Annotated in this window: 13 protein-coding genes; 7 read left to right on the forward strand and 6 right to left on the reverse strand. The window is 70.5% G+C overall.

Going from position 1 to position 17,885, the window contains the following annotated elements; translation table 11 throughout:
• Positions 1 to 63: 63 nt before the first annotated feature.
• Positions 64 to 987: a metal ABC transporter permease gene (locus tag JIN95_RS11600; RefSeq protein ID WP_234699355.1), complete on the forward strand. Its 924-nt coding sequence runs from the start codon at positions 64 to 66 to the stop codon at positions 985 to 987.
• On the opposite strand, the gene JIN95_RS11605 is transcribed toward JIN95_RS11600, so the two are convergent.
• On the reverse strand, positions 984 to 3,482 hold the full coding sequence (locus JIN95_RS11605; protein WP_200531551.1) for an MMPL family transporter: 2,499 nt from the start codon (positions 3,480 to 3,482) through the stop codon (positions 984 to 986). The two genes, JIN95_RS11600 and JIN95_RS11605, sit on opposite strands and share 4 nt — an antisense overlap.
• A 90-nt stretch (positions 3,483 to 3,572) precedes the next feature.
• Positions 3,573 to 5,291: a hypothetical protein gene (locus JIN95_RS11610; protein WP_200531552.1), complete on the reverse strand. Its 1,719-nt coding sequence runs from the start codon at positions 5,289 to 5,291 to the stop codon at positions 3,573 to 3,575.
• Positions 5,292 to 5,469: 178 nt separating this feature from the next.
• Here JIN95_RS11610 and JIN95_RS11615 point away from each other — a divergent pair, with 178 nt between their 5' ends.
• Entirely contained in the window at positions 5,470 to 6,153 is a 684-nt protein-coding gene (locus tag JIN95_RS11615; protein WP_095636014.1) for a TetR/AcrR family transcriptional regulator, read from the forward strand.
• A 21-nt stretch (positions 6,154 to 6,174) separates the two neighbouring features.
• Here the strand turns inward: JIN95_RS11615 and JIN95_RS11620 are convergent, their stop codons facing one another.
• A complete protein-coding gene (locus JIN95_RS11620; protein ID WP_095636013.1) occupies positions 6,175 to 6,876 on the reverse strand; it encodes an HD domain-containing protein in 702 nt (233 codons plus the stop codon).
• Positions 6,877 to 7,022: 146 nt separating this feature from the next.
• On the opposite strand from JIN95_RS11620, the gene JIN95_RS11625 reads away from it, so the two are divergent.
• Together JIN95_RS11625 and JIN95_RS11630 are read left to right on the forward strand one after the other, a co-directional pair.
• Entirely contained in the window at positions 7,023 to 7,943 is a 921-nt protein-coding gene (locus JIN95_RS11625; RefSeq protein ID WP_200531553.1) for a cation diffusion facilitator family transporter, read from the forward strand.
• 46 nt (positions 7,944 to 7,989) lie between these two features.
• Positions 7,990 to 8,730: a DUF2071 domain-containing protein gene (locus JIN95_RS11630; RefSeq protein WP_200531554.1), complete on the forward strand. Its 741-nt coding sequence runs from the start codon at positions 7,990 to 7,992 to the stop codon at positions 8,728 to 8,730.
• Between the two features lie 617 nt (positions 8,731 to 9,347).
• On the opposite strand, the gene JIN95_RS11635 is transcribed toward JIN95_RS11630, so the two are convergent.
• Positions 9,348 to 10,655 carry a Glu/Leu/Phe/Val dehydrogenase gene (locus tag JIN95_RS11635; RefSeq protein ID WP_200531555.1) on the reverse strand — a complete coding sequence of 436 codons (1,308 nt, stop codon included), beginning with the start codon at positions 10,653 to 10,655 and terminating at the stop codon, positions 9,348 to 9,350.
• A 192-nt stretch (positions 10,656 to 10,847) separates the two neighbouring features.
• Between JIN95_RS11635 and JIN95_RS11640 the strand changes: the two genes are divergently transcribed.
• Together JIN95_RS11640 and JIN95_RS11645 are read left to right on the forward strand one after the other, a co-directional pair.
• A complete protein-coding gene (locus JIN95_RS11640; RefSeq protein ID WP_095636009.1) occupies positions 10,848 to 11,312 on the forward strand; it encodes a PH domain-containing protein in 465 nt (154 codons plus the stop codon).
• Positions 11,309 to 13,222, forward strand: coding sequence for a PH domain-containing protein (locus tag JIN95_RS11645; protein WP_200531556.1), 1,914 nt, complete (start codon positions 11,309 to 11,311; stop codon positions 13,220 to 13,222). Before JIN95_RS11640 ends, JIN95_RS11645 begins: the two co-directional genes overlap by 4 nt.
• A 69-nt stretch (positions 13,223 to 13,291) precedes the next feature.
• Here JIN95_RS11645 and JIN95_RS11650 read toward each other — a convergent pair whose 3' ends face one another.
• A complete protein-coding gene (locus tag JIN95_RS11650) occupies positions 13,292 to 14,437 on the reverse strand; it encodes an acyl-CoA dehydrogenase family protein (protein WP_095636007.1) in 1,146 nt (381 codons plus the stop codon).
• A 197-nt stretch (positions 14,438 to 14,634) separates the two neighbouring features.
• On the opposite strand from JIN95_RS11650, the gene JIN95_RS11655 reads away from it, so the two are divergent.
• Positions 14,635 to 15,702 (forward strand): phytoene/squalene synthase family protein, encoded by a 1,068-nt coding sequence (locus tag JIN95_RS11655; RefSeq protein WP_200531557.1) that lies wholly within the window; start codon positions 14,635 to 14,637, stop codon positions 15,700 to 15,702.
• A gap of 88 nt (positions 15,703 to 15,790) precedes the next feature.
• Here the strand turns inward: JIN95_RS11655 and JIN95_RS11660 are convergent, their stop codons facing one another.
• Positions 15,791 to 17,833, reverse strand: coding sequence for a DEAD/DEAH box helicase (locus JIN95_RS11660; RefSeq protein ID WP_200531558.1), 2,043 nt, complete (start codon positions 17,831 to 17,833; stop codon positions 15,791 to 15,793).
• Positions 17,834 to 17,885 lie beyond the last annotated feature (52 nt).

Below are 17,885 nucleotides of genomic sequence, written 5' to 3' on the forward strand. Positions count from 1 at the left end.
GCCGTTCTCCTCTCTGTCCCCCTCCTCTCCGCCCCTTACGACCTCCTCGCCCGGCTCGTCGGGCTGTGGAGTGACGGACTCGGCTGGATCGGCGAGCGGCTTGGGATCGCGATGTTGGAGTACGTGTTCATGCACCACGCGCTCCTCGTGGGCGCGCTCATCGCGGTGATGGCGCCGCTGATCGGTACGTTCCTGGTCCACCGCCAGCTCGCGCTGATCGGCGACGCGCTCGCGCACACCGCGTTCGCGGGCGTCGCCGTCGGGCTGTTCGTCAACTCGCTGCTCGGCACCGGGATCTCCCCGTACGTCACGGCCATCGTCGTCGCCGTGATCGCGGCGCTGGCGATCGAGCTCATCTCCGAGACCACCGACGCGTACAACGACGTGTCGATGGCGATCGTGCTGTCGACCGGGTTCGCGCTCGGCGCGGTCCTCATCAGCCTGAACACCGGCGGGCTCGCGGTCGGGATCAACCAGTACCTGTTCGGGAACCTCTCGACGGTGTCGCGGGAGAACGCGGTCCTCCTCGTGGTCCTCTTCGCGGTCGTCGCGCTGGTAGTGACGGTCACCTACAAACAGCTGCTGTACGTGACCTTCGACGAGACCGCGGCCCGCGTCGCCGGCGTCAACGTCCCCTGGTACAACCGCCTGATGACTACGCTGACCGCGCTCGTCGTGGTCGGCGCGATGCAGATCATGGGCGTCATCCTGGTCGCGGCGATGCTGGTCGTCCCCGTCGCGGCCGCCGCCCAGCTCGCGCGGGGGTTCCGCGAGGCGCTGCTCGCGTCCGTCGTGCTCGCGCAGATCGCCGTGCTCGTCGGGATCACGCTGTCGTTCCGCTACAACACGACCGCCGGCGGCACCATCGTCCTCGTCGCCGTCGGGGTCTACGTCGCGGCGGTGCTCGCCGGGAAGGTTCAGTCGCGGCGGGCCGGGGACGAGGTCCCCGAACGCGTCGACGGGGCCGAGGGGTCGACGAGCGACTAGTCCGCCCGTTCCGCGGGCCCGTCGCGGAGGCCGCCGTCGAGCCCGAGGCCGACCCGGTCGCCGTACCGGTCCCAGACGACCACGAGCGAGGGGACGAGCAGGATCGAGCAGAGGTACGCGTACAACACGCCGAGCGCGAGCAGCACGCCGAAGTCCCGCAGGAGCGGGATCACGGCGAGCCAGAGGACGCCGAGCCCGCAGACGGTCGTGAGCATGCTCCCGGTGAGCGCGCCGCCGGTGCCGGCGATGGTGATGTCCAGCGCCTCGTCGATCCCGTGTCCGGCCTTGTACTCGTCGACGAACCGGTGGACGAAGTGGACGGTGTAGTCCACCCCGAGCCCGATCGACACCGAGAGGATCGGGGCGTTGATCGGCGTTAGCGGGATCGAGAGGAGCCGCATCGACCCCACGAGCAGCCCCACCGTGACGAGCACGGGCACGAGGTTTAAAAGTCCGTAGACGGCCTTTCCCTCCAGGTAGGCGTACGAGATCGCGAGGAAGACCGCCGTGAGCGCGAACGCGGCGATCAGGCTCCGGATCGCGGACTCGGTGAGCCGGTCGATCACCGCTTCGTTGACGACGAGGTCCCCCGTCGGCACCGCTTCCAGCGGGGTGCGCTCGGCCAGCTCGCGCACGTCCGCGACCGCCTCGGAGTTGTCGACGCCCGGCCGGATCGTGTAGTCGATCCGCGCGCTCCCGCGGTCGGCGGCGAGGTAGCCGCGGGCCTGCCCCTCGGCCGAGGAGTCGAGCAGGGCGTCGTACACCTCGTCGACGTTGCGGTCCGGGACGCCCGTCCCGAGCCGGTCGTTGCGTTCGACGACCGCCGCGAACTCGGGGTCCCGCGCGGCCTGGTCCTCGATGACGGTGACGACGCTGGTCGAGGCCGCCCGGCGCTCGTCGGTCGTCTCGAAGGTGTCGGGGGGGTTGCGCGTGGTCCGGTCGATGAGCTCCAAGGCGTCATCGTCCCTCACCGACTGGTCGACGTACAGCGTCACGCTCCCGACGAAGTCCTGCTCGAACTCCTCCTCGAACAGCGTGAGCACGCGCAGGAACGTGTAGTCGGTCGGCGCGAACGGCTCCGGGAGGTTCGAGTACGTCTCCAACCGGTCCTCGTCGGGGAAGAACGCCTCCTCGGAGAACTCCGTGTTCACCCCCGTGCCGTACGCGCCGCCGACCGCGCCGCCGACGAGGATCACGGCGACCACGAGGACGGGCGCGACCTTCGAGAGGTCGACGCCGACGCGGAGCGCGCGGCCGAGCCGCGAGCCGCCGGATCCGAGCGCCGTCGTGCCGAACGCGGGGATCGGGAGCCGCTCGCGCCAGCGGTCCGCGAGCACCTTCGTCGCGGGCAGGAAGACCCCGAATATCACGAGGGTGAAGGTGATCCCGGCGGCGGCGACGATCCCGAAGTCCCGGTTGGGCTCGAAGGGGCTCGCCACGTTCGAGACCAGCCCGAACACGGTGGTGATCGTCACGAGCAGGAACGCGATGAGCAGCTGGTCGGTCGTCGTCCGCATCGCGGCCGCGATCGAGAGCCCCTCGCCCCGCTCCTCGCGGTACCGGTTGACGATGTGGATCCCGAAGTCGATCCCGACCGCGAGCAGCAGCGGGAAGACGGTGATGAGGGAGTCGGAGAACGGAATCCCCGCGTACCCCATGAACCCGAACGTCCACAGAAGCGACAGGAGCAGGGCCGCGAGCCCGATCGCCATGTCGATCGGATCGCGGTAGGCGAACACGAGGAAGCCCAAGATGAGAAGCAGTGCTGCGGGGAACACGATGATCGCCGTGTCGCCGAGCAGCGCGGTGATCTCCGACTGGAGCACGCCGTCGCCGAAGAGGATCGCGTTCTCGCCGGCCTCGTTGCCCGGCACCGTGTCGAGCGTCTCGATGCTGCGCGTCTGCAGCTCCGTCACGCGGGCGGTCGTCGCCGCGTCGGGCACGTCGTAGGTGATCCCGACGATCGCGGCGTCGGCGGTCTGGGCGGTCGGGTTGTAGTCGACGGACACCTGCGCCTCGACCGCGCCCGCAGCGTCGGCCTCGTTAATCGCCGTCCGCAGCTCCCGCGGCGTCGCCTCTTCGACCGCGTCGCGCCGCTGGGCGGCGGTCTCCGCGGTCGGGTCGAGCCGCCGGGCGATCGCGTCCGCGTGGCTCGAGGTGGACCCCACCCTGAGCGTCGACCGCGACTCCAGCCGGTGTTGAGTCTCTAAGATCCGTATCAGGGTCGTCCGGGAGAGCACGTTGTCGTCGGTGACGATCACCTGCGCGGCGGTGGCCGACCCGCCGATCGACGTCTCGAACTCCTCGTCGATGTCGTCTAACGCCTGCTGGGCCGGGATGTCCTGCGTGAACTGGTCGGCGCCGGCGCTCGTCTCGATCCCCCCGATCCCGCCGACGGCGACGACGCTGACGAGGAGGAAGACCACGACCACCGTCACCGGCTGCTCGGTGACGAACTCGTCGACGCGCTCGACGAGCCGGTCGGCCGCGGTCACGGTCGCCCCCGGCGGTCGTCGGACCGCGATCGCCAGGCGAACGGCGGGGAGCGCTCGCTCGCTCGGTCCGGTGTGGGTTCCGTCATCCGGTTACCGCCGCCGGTACCAGACGACCGCTCCCGCGCCGGCGACCACGACGAGCAGGCCGACGACGAGCGAGCCCACCGGGAACCCGCCGTCGTCGGTGGGTTCGGTCACCTCGATCGGGTACTGGGTCACGTCCGAGATCCGGTCGTTGCCGCGCTCGTCGTCGTACCGGAAGTCTAACTCGATCGGGTGGGTCTCGACGCTGGCGCCGGGCGCGGCCGACACCTCGAACCAGATCTCGGTCGACTCGCCCGGTTCGAGCTCGTCGACGAACGCCTCGTCGTTGGGGGCCGACAGCGGGCTGTCGGCGTACAAGCCGGCGTTGATCGACGAGAGCGTCTCCGGGCGCTGGTTCGTGATTTCGAATGAGACCCGGCGCGTCTCGCCCGCCGGGACCGTCGTGTTGTCGGCGACCAGGTCGAACTCGGGCTGACGCGGTGCGACCTCGATCCGCCGCGTCTCGTCGACCGCGACCGTCGAGTCGCCGCTCTCGTACTCGGTCGTGAACCGGAACTGCCGCGGTCCGGGGTCGGCGTTGCCGTTCACGTCGGCGTCGAAGGAGAACTCGACCGACTCGCCGGCCGGAATCTCCGGGAGCGCGTACCTGCTCTCGCCGACGCTCACCCGTTGGCTCTGCGGGTCCGCGACCAGCACCGCGTCGTCGACGTCGAGCGGGCCCTCGTTCGCGAGCGTCCCGGAGACGGTCCCCGAGTAGCCGACTTCGAGGGTCCCCTCGACGTTCTCGACCGAGAACGACTGCTCCGCGGCCGGGACGACCCCCGCCCGCGAGGCGGGCGCGGTCTCGTCGATCCCGTCGCGGTCGCGGTAGTCGACCGTGGAGACGAGCGCGTACGCCCCGCCGCCGAAGTCGGACGAGACGGCGGAGTCAAAGGTTACTGTCCGGTTCTCGCCGGGCTCCCAGTCCCCGACGAACGCCTCGCCGCTGCCGTCGCCGCCGATCACGGCGCCGCTGCCGGTGGTCGTCCCGGTGACGACCGCGTCGCGGGCGATCTCGTCGCCGACGTTCCGCAGCGTCGCGGTCACCTCGCCGCTCCCGCCGACCTGCGCGTCCGTCTCGGTGTCGAGGATCGCGAACCGCGCGCCGTCGTCGACGACGACCGTCAGGTCGAAGCGGTCGCTCCCGCGGGTGTCCTTGTGGTTGTTGAACTCGGGGACCACCTCGAAGGTGTACCGGTAGCGGGCGGTCACCTCGACCTCGTACTCACCGTCCGGCACGTCGTCGGGGACCGTGACGTCGAGCGGGACGGAGACTGGGCTCGCGTCGGTCCGCACGTCGCCGACCACGGTCGTGCCGTCGCCGACCTCGATCGGCACGTCGCCGTCGTCGACCTCCAGTCTGAGCCCGCGGGCGGTCGTCACGCGCGGGTCGAGGTCGTTGCCCCTCTCCATGGTCCCCGTGTTGAGGATGTCGACCGTCACCGCCGACTCGGCGCCGCTCGGGACGGTCCGCTGCGAGAGGAACAGGTCGAGCTCGGGCGAGCCGCGGACCTGCTCGCCGCCGGCCTGCGCGACGGCGTCGCCGGCTCCATCGCCGGTCGCATCGGCGCCGATCGCGTCGGTCCCGACCAGCGCCGCCTGCCCGCGGTCGAGCGCGTCGCCGGACCCGGACGCGGCCGCGCCGGAGAGCGCGACGCCGGCGACGAGCGCCCCGGCCGCGACGACCGCCAGCGCCAGCGTGGCGATCCGCGCGCCCCGGCTCATCTCCGCCCTCCGGTAGCCGGGTGACGCGGGTTCGCCCGGTCCGCGCCGCGGAGGCCAACAGCCCGTCCACCGACCGCGTCGAGTCGAGTCATACGGTCGTGTCGGACGCTCCCGACATAAGCGTGTTGAATGAACGTTCAATCAGGGTCCCTATATGCGCGGCCGCGGTAGGTGGACCATGAAGGACCCGTTCGCGGAGCCGGCCGACACTCGACAGGCCATCCTCGGGGCGGCGTTCCGCGCGCTCTGCGAGCACGGGTACGCCGATCTCACGATAAAGCGGATCGGCGAGGAGTTCGACAAGAGCCCCTCGCTCGTGTATCACCACTACGACGGGAAAGACGAGCTGTTGGTCGACCTGCTCGGCTTCCTGCTCGACGGCTTCGAGGAGTCGGTCTCGGAGGGCGCGTTCGACATGACGCCCCGAGAGCAGCTCGACACCTACGTCGCGGCGACGACCGATCCCGACTCCATCCCCGGCGAGTACGGCCCCGACGGGCGGTTCATGACCGCCATCGTCGAGCTTCGGGCGCAGGCCGCGACCGACGAGGCGTACCGCGATCACTTCGACCGCAGCGACCGGGTGTTCGGATCGTACCTCGAACGCACGGTCCGCGAGGCGGCCGTGGAGGTACGCGAGGCGACCGCAGAGGTACGCGACGAGACGGGCGACGCGGACCGGTCCGACGCGACCGCCGACCCCGTCTCGCCCGCGGAGGTCGCGTCGACGCTTCAGACGCTCGCCACCGGGGGCATGCTGCGCTGGGCGACGACGACGGATCGGGAGTGGACCGACGACACTCGGCGGGGGATCGACCGGTACGTGGAGACGGTGCTCCCCCGGGTCGAGACCGACGCCTGAAGCGAGGGGTCGCCTCCCGCGTCAGCGGTCGGTGACGCCCTCGGGATCCATCCGTGCGACCTCCTCTTCGAGCCACTCGCGCAGCCACTTCACGCGCTTGATGCGCTGGTGAGCGATGCTCTCGGCGGTGTCGGAGACGACGCGCTCGGTGTGGTCGCGGGCGCGCTGGAGCACGCGGTCGACCATCATCGCGGCGTCCATGTGGGTCCGCGACTCGTACCCCATCCGGAGCAGCATCAGCACGGCGCCGTTCGCGCCGACCTTGTCGAGCACGTCGGCCTCGATCAGACACCGGCTCTCGAGGGGTACGTCCGCCAAGTCTCCCGTGTAGGAGTGCTCGACGACCGCGCCGCACACCTCCTCGATGAACGACTCCGGGTAGTTGCCGCGGCTCTGGAGGTACTCGCGGGCGACGCGCGCGCCGGCCTCGGCGTGCACGTCCTGCTCGGCCTCCAGCTTCGCCACGTCGTGGAACACCGCGGCCACCCGAACCACGTCGACGTCGGCCCCCTCGCTCTCGGCGATGTCGGCCGCCAGGTCGACGACGTTGAGGATGTGGTTGAACCGGTAGTCGGCCGAGTGCCAGGGGTACCAGCGCATGCGACCGCCGTCCTCCTCGCTCTCGACGCTTGCCGCGAGGTAATCTCTCACAAACCCTTTCATCTCCTCGAAGTCCTCGTCGCTCACCTCCGTTTCCTTAATCTCGACGCCCACGGGAACCACCTCGGGCGAAAAACTCGTTGTTCATTACCGTAACCGAGGAGCGTTTCGTTCTTAGTCGTTACGACGGGTGTACCGCCGCGCGCTCGGCGGGTGAGCGCGCACCCGACGCCGAGGTCCTTAAGTCCGGGCGGTGACCACCGACACGTATGTGGGGCCCCTGGGGAAGCGGCGAGAAGGCGCGGTTCCAGCGGGCCGCGGGCGTGAACGTCGTCGGGAACACGGTGAAGATCGCGGTGGAGGGGGCGGCGGGGCTGGCGTTCGGCAGCGTCGCCCTGCTCGCCGACGCGGCCCACTCCGTCGCCGACCTCGTCGCCAGCGCGGTCGTGTTCGTCTGGGGCGGGTCGCGGTACGACGACGCAGACGAGACCCACCCGCACGGCCACCAGCGGATCGAGCCGCTGACCGCGCTGTTCGTGGGCGCGACGATCGTGCTGCTCGGACTCCTGCTCCTCCGGGAGTCGGCGCTCGGACTCGTGGGGCCGGTCGAGGTCGCCGCGAGCCCGGTCCTCGTCGCCGCGCTGCTGTTCGCGATGGCCGACATGTACCTCCTCTACTGGTACACCGAGCGGGTGAACGCGACGCTGGGATCGACCGCGCTGACCGCGCTCGCGGCCGACTGTCTCAACGACATCTACACGACGATCGCCGCCCTGGTCGGCGTGTTCGGGCTCCTGCTCGGGTTCCCGATCCTCGACCCGGTCGCCGGGGCGCTCGTCAGCGTCCTCGTCGTCTATCAGGGCGTCGAGATCGCCCGCGAGAACGTCACGTACCTCGTGGGCGCGGCGCCGCCGGCCGCCGACCGCGAGCGGGTCACCGCCGCGCTCCGCGAGAACCCCGCGGTCGAGGGCGTCCACGACCTGACGGTGTTCTACGACGGCACCGATCTTGAGGTCGAGGTCCACGTCGAGGTCGACGGCGAGATGACGCTCCGGGAGGCCCACGACATCGAGACGGAACTGGTCACGGGGCTCCGGAACTTGGAGGACGTGGGCGACGTGCACGTCCACCTCGACCCCTCGGGCGTCGGCGAGTGGAAGGACGCCGACGACGCCCGCGACCGGAACTGACGCGCCCCGGCGTGCGGCTTACCAGGCCGGCGCCCCTACCGCTCGTATGATCAAGCGGCGCTGGCTGGAGATGACGTGGCGCGACGCGCTGTTCTGCCACTGGCCGGTCGATCCCGCCGTCGTGGCCGGAACGCTGCCAGACCGGCTCTCGGTCGCCACCCACGAGGGCGACGCGTACCTGAGCGTCGTTGCCTTCGCGATGGACGACATCCGCCCGCGCAGGGCGCCGGTCGGGCTCTCGTTCCCGGAGCTCAACCTCCGGACCTACGTCGAGGGGCCCGCCGGTCGGGGGGTGTACTTCTACAACCTCGACGCCGCCGACCCGATCGGCGTCGCGGTCGCGCGGCGGCTGTTCGCCCTCCCGTACTACCGCGCCGAGATGGACGTGACCCGTCCCCGGAGCGCCGACAGCTCGGGTGTCGCCGGCGGCCCGGACGCCCGGGACGGCCCGGGCGCTCCCGTCCGGTTCACCAGCCGCCGGACGCACTCCGGCGTCCCGCACGCGCGGTTCGACGCGACCTACGAGCCGACGGGCGAGGCGTTCGCGGCCGAGCCGGGGTCGCTCGACGCGTTCCTCGTCGAGAACTACCGGTTCTACGCGCAGGGAAACCGGCTGTACCGCGGCGAGATCGCCCACGAGCCGTGGACGCTGCGCGAGGCGACCGTCGACACCCGAGCGAACACGCTGTTCGAGGCGAACGGCTTCGACCGCCCCGACGGCGATCCGATCGTCCGCTACGCGGAGCCGATCGAGGTGGGCGCGGACCGGATTCGATCCGTTCGGTGAGATGCTGTTCTCGAACATATCCTTGTTCGGAACGGCCGGCCAGTGAACCCGGTCCCGCGATCGACTTCGGAGGGGAGTGTTGCAGATCGATATCGGCGATACGGTATTTAAACAGCCAAGAGCGACGACGATTACTTATAAAGAATCGTGAGGCGGCGCGTGCCTGCGAGCGCCCGGAGGGCGCGAGACGCACGCGCGAGGTCGCCGGCGCTTAGAAGCGCCGGCCGACGAGGCTGGGGAGGCGTGAGGCTGCTGTGCGGTTGCGGGTGGGTGGGACCCAAAGGGGCAGTCGCCGGCGGCGGAGCCGCCGGCTGCCAGAGGCGCGAAGCGCCTCGCTGCCGCGAGGACGGCGCAGGCGACGGAAGCACTGGAAGGAGCGAGCACCGCGAGCGACTGAAGCGCGCAGCGAGCGTGCGCCGTCCTCGCGGCTGGGGCTTTGGAAGCGTTCGTGTCGATCGTCGGTTTATAAGCACCGTACAGCCGAGCGGCTGGGCCTTTGGAGGCCGTCACTCCAGCGTCGTCGATCGCTTATAAACATCCGCCAGCACCACCACAATCCGACTTATAAACAACCGACCCGCCGCAGTGACTCACGTACTCCCGCTATCGCTCGCCGGTTACGGGAACAGCCCGCGGTACTCGTGGGCGCTCGCGGTGCGCTCCAAGGCGAGCGTGTACGCCGCCGTCCGGAGGTCCGGCAGCTCCTTCTGGTCGTACTGGTCGATCGTCTGGTCGAACGCCGTGCCGATGCGGCGCTCCAGCTCGGCGTTGACCGTCTCAAGCGGCCACGAGAACTCCTGGGCGTTCTGAACCCACTCGAGGTACGAGACGATGACCCCGCCGGCGTTCGCGAGGATGTCGGGGACGACCTGGATGTCCCGCTCCGTGAGCACCTCGTCTGCGGCGACGGTCGTCGGCCCGTTCGCCGCCTCGACGATCGCGGACGCGCGGAGGTCGTGGACGTTGTCCGCGGTGATCACGCCCTCGACCGCGGCGGGGATCAGCACGTCGACGTCGAGCGTCAACAGCTCCTCGTTCGTGATCTGGTCGGGATCGTCCCACTGGTTCCCGCCGCTGGTGCGCCGGTCCTCGGGCATGGCCCGCGGCTCTCCGGCGACGTACTCCTCGATCAGGCCGCCGGCGTCGACGTGAGCGCCGAGCGCCGCCACGTCGAGCCCGTCCGGATCGTAGGCCGCGCCGCTCACGTCGGAGGTGGCGACGATCCGCGCGCCCGCCTCGTCGAGGAGCCGGGCCGCGTGCGACCCGACGTTGCCGAACCCCTGGATCGCGACGCTGGCGTCCGACAGGTCGCGGTCGAGGTACTCGAAGAGGCGCTCGGTGACGATGGAGACCCCGCGGCCGGTCGCGGCGACGCGCCCCGGCGTCCCGCCGATCTCCAGCGGCTTTCCGGTGACGACCTGCGGGACGGAGTACCCCTCGTACATCGAGTAGGTGTCCATCATCCACGCCATCGTCTGCGGATTCGTGTTCATGTCCGGCGCGGGCACGTCGGTCTCGGGACCGATCATCCGACGGATCCCCTCGGTGTACCGCCGAGTGAGGCTCTCCAGATCGTTCTGGGTCAGGTCCTTGGGCTCGCAGATGACGCCGCCCTTCGCGCCGCCGTACGGGAGGTCAACCAGCGCCGTCTTCCACGTCATCCATCCCGCGAGCGCCTCGACCTCGCGCTGGGTGACAGAGGGGTGGAACCGGACGCCACCCTTAAACGGGCCGCGGGCGCTGTCGAACTGACAGCGGTACCCCTCGAACACCTCGACCTCGCCGGAGTCGAGCTCTACCGGGAGCGTGACTTTGAGCGTTCGCTCCGGGTGTTTGAGCCGCTCGAAGATACCGTGGTCCACGTCGGCGTACTCCTCCGCGCGGTCCATCTGTGCGAGCATGTTCTCGAACGGGTCGTCCGTCATAGTCGGCCCGACTCGGCCCCGGGTGATATCGGTTTCGGCAAGTATCACCTTCGGTTGAGAATGACTCGCACGAAAAACGGGACGCCGACGACGCGGTCCCGACGCCCGGCGGTCGTCGGTTTCGCCCGGACTTATACGTCGGCGCCGACAACGGCGGCCCATGACACTCGGACGCTCGCCGGGGGTGCGTCGATGACGACGCAGACGCTCCATCCCCGCGTTCAGATCGTGTGGGTCCTCCGTGCGGTGCTCATCGCCGCGGTGCTGACGGCGCCGTTCGCCGGCGCCGTCTACTTCGACCGGCTCCCGGAGTGGGTGCCGGTCGCCGCCGGCGCGGCCTTCCTCGTGCTCGGCGTGGCGCACGCGCTCCTCCGGTACCGCCGCTGGAGCTACGAGATCCGGGAGGACGCGCTGTACCTCGACCGGGGCGTGGTCACGCAGGTCCGGACGACGGTACCGCTGGTGCGGATCCAGCACGTCGACTCCCGGCGCGGCCCCGTCGAGCGCGGCGTCGGGCTCGCCTCCTGCGTCGTGTACACGGCCGGCTCCCGCGGCGCCGACGTCCGGATTCCGGGGCTCACCCCGGAGGGGGCGAGCGACCTCCGCGAGGAGCTGAAGCGCCTGGCCATCCGCGCGGACGGGGAGGACGCGGTGTGAAGCTCGCGCCCCAGTCGGTCCCGTACCGTGCGCTCCAGAAGGTGTCCGGGATCGTCGTGGTCCTCTTTTTCGTCGTGAACAACAACCCCGACTGGGGGTTCGCGGCCGCGACCGCCGTCGGCGCCGCGGTCGTCCTCGCCGCGTTCGCGTACGAGGTCGCGTACTACCGGCGGTTCGACTACGAGCTGACCGAGGACACCCTCGACATCTCCTCCGGGGTCATCTCCCGGCGCGAGCGGGAGATCCCCTACCGGCGGATCCAGAACGTCGACGTGAGCCGGAGCGTGATCCAGCGCGCGATCGGCGTCGCCGCGGTGGACTTAGAGACCGCCGGCGGCTCCAGCACCGAGGGGTCGATCCGCTTCGTCACGCCCAACGAGGCGACCCGGCTCCAGCGTGAGGTTCAGCGCCGCAAGTCGGCCGGGTCCGGCGGGGAGACGCGGAGCGAGGGAGCGGACCGTGCCGAAAGCGAGGCGGGGACGGGAGCGAGGCCGGGAGCGGGCGCGGGAGGGGACCGGATCGGCCCGGACGAAGAGGAGCTGTTCGCGATCTCGCCCGGCGAGCTCGCCCTCGTGGGAGCCCTGTCGTTCGACGGGCGGCTCATCGGGCTGTTGGCCTTTCTGAGCTCCGGGTCGGTTCCCGTGCTCTCCAGCTTCATCCCGGACGCGTCGGCGGTCGCGCTCACGGCGACCGCGATCGTCGGCGTCGGCGGGCTGTTCCTCGTGTCGTGGGTGCTCGGCGCGGGGGTCGCCTTCACGAATTACTACGGATTCAGACTCTCCCGTGCCGGCGACGAGCTCCGGTACGAGCGCGGGCTGTTCCGCCGGTACAGCGGGTCGATCCCGACGGAGAAGGTGCAGGCACTCCGGATCGCCGACAACCCGGCCAAGCGCGCGCTCGGCTACGCCAGCCTCTCGATCGAGACCGCCGGCTACGCCCCCGGACAGGGCGGCGATCAGGGGAGTCAGGCGGCCGTCCCGATCGCGGCGACCGACCGGGTGTATCGGCTGGCGCGGGAGGTCGAGTCGTTCGGCGACCCGCGCTTCAACCGCCCGCCCAAGCGGATCCGCTGGCGGTACGCGTTCCGGTACGCGATCGTCGTCGGGGTCCTCGTCACGGTCGCGTTCGGCGTCGACTGGTACCTCGGCGCGGGCGCCCCGTGGTACGCCCCGGCCGCGCTCCTGCTCGCCGTGCCGCCGGCCGCGCACCTGAAGTGGAAACACCGCGGCTACTGGCTCGGCGAGGACCACCTGCTCGCCCGGAACGGGTTCTGGAGCCGCACGGTGACGGTCGTGCCGTACTACCGGATCCAGAACGTCATCGACACCCGGACCGTCTTCCAGCGGCGCTGGGACGTGGCGACGATCGTCGCAGACACCGCCGGCAGCAGCTCCATCGCCGGCAGCGACGCCGCCGCCGTCGACTTCGCGACCGACGAGGCGGTTGAGCTCCGCGAGACCCTCCGGGAGCGGCTCCGGGTCGCCGTCGCGGACCGCCGCGATCGACGGGACCGGTTCGAGTGGTTCGAGGGCGACGTGGACGGGCCGGACGAGACCGGCGAACCGATCTCCGAAGCCGACGCTCGGATCGGCGAGCAGACGACCGCCGACGGCGCCGACGGGGTTCCCTCCGAGAACGACGAAAGCGAGTCGGAGATCCCGGACGACGGCGTGATCCGACCAGACTTCGCGGGCAGCGATCGCGACTACTCCGAACCGGCCGAGCGAGTGGACACCGGCGACTACGCGGTGGACCGACATCCGTCAGACATCCACCGCGAGGATGAGAACGCGAGCGGGGAGGACGAGAGCGGCAACGAGGAGGACGACAAGGTGAGCGGGGAAGACGAGATCGGTGCCCGCGAGAGCGACGATGCCGACAGCGCCGACGCGGACGACGCCGAAAAGTAGGGTCGGTCCTCACCCGCACCCGACGCCCCTGCTCGGTGCGGCTCGGTCGCTGCTCGTTGAGGGTCCGGCCTATTCGTCGAGCAGCTGTTGCGCGATCGTGTTCCGGAGGACCTCGCTGGTCCCCTCGTAGATCTCCGACAGCTTCGCGTCGCGGTAGAACCGCTCCGCCGGGAAGTCCTTCGTGTAGCCGTAGCCGCCGTGGATCTGGATCCCCTCGTTGGCGACCTCGCGGGAGATTTCGGAGGCGTACAGCTTCGCCTGCGCGGCCTCCTTGATGAAGTCCTCGCCGCGCATCTTCAGGTCGGCCGCCTCGTGCATCAGCAGCTCGGCGGCGCGGACCTTCGTGTCCATGTCGGCGAGCTTGTGCTGGATCGCCTGGAAATCCGAGATGGGGCGATCGAACTGCTCGCGCTCCTGCGCGTAGTCGGTCGCCTCGTCGAGGGCGGCCCGCGCGATCCCGACCGAGCGCGCCGCGATGGTGATCCGCCCGCCGTTCAGCGTCTTCAGCGCCTGCACGAACCCCTCGCCCTCCTCGCCGAGCCGGCGCTCCTCCGGGATCCACATGTCGTCGAACCGCAGCTCGGCGGTCGGACACCCCTTGTCGCCGAGCTTGTCCTCGGTGCCCTCGACGACGAACCCGTCGTCCTCCTCGGGGCGGACGACGAACGCGGAGATCCCCTTCCGTCCCGCGTCGGGGTCGGTCTTCGCGAACAGCGTGACCGTGTCGGCGACGGAGCCGTTCGAGATCCACAGCTTCCCGCCGTCGACGACGTAGCCGTCGCCGTCCGCGGTGGCGGTCGTCGACATCGCCGGCACGTCCGAGCCCGCCTCCGCCTCCGAAAGGGCGAAGGCACCGATGTCTTCGCCCGTGTTGAGGGCGGTGAGGTACTCCTCCTTCTGTCGCTCGTCGCCGAACTCGTAGAGCATGTTGCCCGCGAGCGACGTGTGAGCCGCGACGACCGTCCCGAGGCCGCCGGAGCCGCGAGCGATCTCCGACAGGCCGATCGCGTAGCTGTGGTAGTCGAGTCCGGCCCCCTCGTACTCGACCGGGAACGGCATCCCCATGAGGCCGAGGTCGGCCATCTCGTCGATCAGGTCGGCCGGGAACTCGTCAGTCTCGTCGATCTCGGCGGCGCGCGGAACGACCTCCTCGTCGACGAACTCCGCGACCGTGTCGCGGATCTGACGCTGCTCTCCGGAGAGGGAGAAGTCCATGATCAGGGGTGACCGCACGGCAACTTAGCCGTTTCCACACGGTTGTACACGGGCCGGGCGTTTGGCGGCCTCGTCCGGAGAAAAGCCGGACACCGCGGGGGCGGAAGCCGGACCCACGAGAACGGAAGTCCCACCGCGGGCCCGCCCGGCGTTCCACGAGGCTTTTTATGCGTTGTGACGTAAGAGTCCGTAACCGAATGAGCGGACGAGAACGCGGTCCCGTCGAGCCCGACCTCCAGTGGTGTCACGAGGCGGTGCAAGGCGTCTCCCGGACCTTCGCGCTGACGGTCGACGTGTTGGAGGAGCCGATGGCCTCGCACATCTGCGTGGGGTACCTCCTCTGTCGGGTCGCCGACACCGTCGAAGACGCGGGCCACATCCCTCCAGAGGCCCAGAGCGACGTGTTGCGGACGTACCGACGCGCGATCGACCCCGACGACGAGGCCGACATCGCGGCGTTCCGCGAAGCCGTCGACGAGTGGCTCCCCGCCCCCGCGGAGCGCAACGACGACTGGGAGGTCGTCGCCGAGGCGCCGACGATCGTGGCGACGTTCGCGGAGTTCGACGCCGAGGCCCGCGAGGCGATCGTTCCGCCGGTGTTGGAGATGGTCGACGGGATGGCGATGTTCGTCGACCGGCACGCCACCGAGGGCGGGCTCCGCATCGACGACCGCGACGAGCTGGAGCAGTACTGCTACTACGCCGCCGGGACGGTCGGCAACCTCATCACGAACCTGCTCACCCGCGGCGACGTCACCGAGGACCGGGCGCAGCGGCTCCGCGACACCGCCGAGGAGTTCGGGCTCCTCCTCCAGCTCGTGAACGTCTCGAAGGACGTGTACGACGACTACACCGAGGAGAACAACGTCTACCTCCCCGCGGAGTGGCTCGCGGACGAGGGGGTCGATCAGGAGCGCGTGGTCCACCCGGAGAACCGCGAGTCGTCCGCCCGCGTCGTCGACCGGACCGCCGACTACGCCCGCTCGTTCCTCGACGACGCGCAGGCGTACCTCGAGACGATGCCGCTCTCGAACGGGAACACGATGGAGGCGTGGACTGTCCCGTACCTGCTCGCGGTCGGCACCCTCCGCGAGCTCGGCTCCCGACCCGAGGACGCGCTCACCGAGACCGGGGTGAAGATCTCCAGACAGGAGGTGTTCGCGGTGATGTCCGTCGCCGGCGACGCCGGCCGCGACTCGCTCGCCGAACTCCGACAGACGATCGCGCGGACGCCGTTCCACCGGGCGGTCGAGCCCGCGGACTGATCGCCGTCTCTCCGCCTCGCTCTCTCCCTCTCTGTCGTCTTCTCTCTCTCCCTCTCTCCCTCTCTGCCGTCCTCTCTCCCGTTCCCGCTCACAGCCGCGAGCGAGCCCTCGTGATCGCCGGCACGCGCACACCGATCGTCTCCGCGAGCGCCTCGGCCGCGCTCAACAGCCACTCGGCGCGCTCGACGCGCGAGTCGAGGTCGCCCGGCCCGATCCGGTACGACTCGACCAGCTCCTCGACGGTCGCGCCGCCGATCCACTCGTCGAGGATTCGCGCCGTCTTCACCGACTCCAGCCACTCCTCGAAGTCGTCAGCCTCGTCCATCGCGGTCGTCAGCGTCCCCGCGTTCGCCCGCGCGAACCGGTAGATGTCAGCGCGCTCCTCGTTGCCGAGGTAGGTGTCCTGCATGTCCGGCGTGTCACAGACCACCTCGAAGACGGTGAGCGTCGTCGCGTTCGACATCGCCGCGGCGGTCCGGAGCCCCGAGACGATCCGCTCTGCGGTCTCCGGCCTGACGTACTGCTTCGAGGCCGTCTCCCCGACCGGGGTGGCGACCAGCCGGTACGCCTCGACGCCGCCCTCGCCGGTCTCCCGGTCGATCAACCCGCCGGAGACGAGGTCGTCGACCGCGACGGCGACGGCGTCAGCCAGTCCGCCCGCGCCCGCCTCTCGCGCGTAGAAGGTCCCCTCGAACACGTCGAGGATCTCGGCCTCGGTCTCCGCGAACCCGGTCGCGACCGCCGAGAGGACGTGCGTCCGCAGCGACGCCGGGTCGGCGAGCGTCGACTCGACCGCCTCCGGCTCCCCCTCGACGTACCGCTCGACGAGCTCGGCCTCGGTGTCTTTGTCGCCGACGAGCACGGCCTCGCCGTACGGGTCCAGTCCGGGACGCCCGGCGCGCCCGCACATCTGGTGGACCTCCAGCGTGGGGAGCCACTCCATCGCCGACCCCGCGTACCGCTTCTGGTCGCGGACCACGACCCGCCGCGCGGGGACGTTGACGCCGGCGGCCAGCGTCGGCGTCGCGCAGATACAGGCGATCTCGCGGTCGCGGAACGCCTCCTCGACGACCGCCCGGTGACCGGCCCGCAGCCCCGCGTGGTGGAAGGCCACACCGGACCGCAGGCAGTCCGCCAGCTGCCGGCCGGTCGCGGTACCGTCCACGTCGGCGGCCTCGTCGGCGGCGGTCGCCGCGGCCGACTCGACGCCGAATCGGTCGGCGAGCCCGTCGTCCGCGAGCCGCTCGGCCAGCGCGACCGCCTCCGTCCGGGACCGGACGAACGCGAGGCACTGCCCGCCCCGATCGACCGCGTCGGCGACGAGGGCGGCGGTGACCTCGGTGTCGTCGGGGAGGTCGTCGTCGGGGAGGTCGTCGTCGGGGAGGTCGTCGTCGGGGAGGTCGTCGTCGGTGGGATCGTCGTCCGGACCGTCGTCGTCACCGCCTCCACCGTTCGAGTCTCCCTCGACGTGAACCGACATCGCTGTTCCGTCGTCGAACGTCACGTCCCCGCCGACGGCGACGCCGGTGCGGAGGTCGACGGGCCGCCACTCGGACTCCACGAGGGCCGCGTCCAGCCACTCCGCGATCGCCTCCGGGTTGTCGACCGTCGCGGACAGCGCGACGACCTGTAGCTCGGGGTTCCGTCGACGGAGCGTCGCGAGGGTGACCTCGAGGGTCGGGCCGCGGCGCTCCGCGCCGAGGAGGTGGACCTCGTCGACGGCGACGCAGGCGAGCTCGTCGACCCACGACGCGCCGTTGCGGATCGCGGAATCGACCTTCTCGCTCGTGGCGACCACCACGTCGTTGCCCGCGAGGTCCTCGCCCGACGCGTCGAAGTCGCCGGTCGAGATCGCGGCCTCGACGCCGGGCAGCGCCGCGAACGCCTCGTACTTCTCGCGGGCGAGCGCGCGGAGAGGACAGACGTAGAGGCCGGGCCCGTCCGCGGTCAGCAGCGCCAGCTCGGCGACGAACGTCTTCCCCGAGGCGGTCGGCACCGCGGCGACGACGTTCTCGCCCTGGCAGACGCCGGCGTCGACCGCGGCCGCCTGCGGGGGATACAGCTCGCGGATCCCCCGGTCGGCGAAGTGCTCGACGAACCGCTCCGACAGCGGGAGATCGCGAACGCGCATTCGATCTGCGGGTTCGGCGGCAACGTATTTAAAAAGTCGCGCGGGACGGACT

Origin of the sequence: Halorubrum sp. LN27, from assembly GCF_016635065.1 — an archaeon.
GTDB lineage: Archaea > Halobacteriota > Halobacteria > Halobacteriales > Haloferacaceae > Halorubrum > Halorubrum salipaludis.